The organism is Flavobacterium sp. GP15, from assembly GCF_014281985.1.
Taxonomy (GTDB): Bacteria; Bacteroidota; Bacteroidia; order Flavobacteriales; family Flavobacteriaceae; genus Flavobacterium; species Flavobacterium pygoscelis.
In genome coordinates, this window is record NZ_JACFTC010000028.1 from 1 (window position 1) to 862 (window position 862).

General features: G+C 34.9%; 1 protein-coding gene. It reads right to left on the bottom strand.

The features are described 5' to 3' along the window. Window positions 1–862, bottom strand: an 862-nt coding sequence (locus tag H2650_RS15685) for a hypothetical protein (RefSeq protein ID WP_223151127.1), incomplete at both ends; no start/stop codon positions are given.

Genomic DNA, 862 nt, shown 5'->3' on the forward strand with positions numbered 1-862 from the left:
GTTCGCGTCTCCGTATACTTTGGTTTGGTTATCGGCTACCACACTCACGTTGATCGCTTTTGGTGTTACCGTTAATAGAGCGTCTGTTGTGCTTACGGTGTTACAATTATTTGTTAAAACAACGCGGTAGTTATAACTACTCATCAAAACCGTAGGCTTTGTAATAGTTAAAGTGGATGTTGTTGCATTAGAATAGGTACTATTATTTGAAATATTAGTATATCCTGATCCAGTATTTACTTGCCATTGATATGATGTAACATTATTAGCTACTACTGCAAAATTCGTATCTTCTCCATAAATAATAGTTTTGTTTATGGGCTGTGAAGTTATTGTTATTTTAGGATTAATAGTAACTACTAATGCCTTTAGTGGACTGAAACAAGAACTACTTTTTTCAGAAACATAATAAGTAAATACTCCTGAAACGTTAGTACTAGGTATTAAACTAATTTGAGGAGAGGAAGTTTGTGATTCATAAAAATATAGTGTATTGGAAGAGTCATTAGCTGTTGCAGTTAAGGCTTGAGCAATATCATCTTGACAATATTCAATATCTTTCGTTGTAGGTGTTAAAGGAGTTGCATTGATAGTTAGCATTACCGCTTGCCTTGTTGTACTAGAACAAGTCCCATTAGATGATTCAGCGTAATACGTTTTTGTACCTACACCAGTTAATGTTGGTGATGTAACAATTGTACCACCAGTTGAAGCTGTATACCAAGTAATAGTTCCACCACTTGCTGAAGCTGTTAAGGTTTGATTTGTTGTACCATCATCACATACTGTTTGATTATTAGCTACTGGAGTTGAAGGAACTGCCAACTGTGTTAGGCTTATAACAGTAAAACTATTAGAAGCC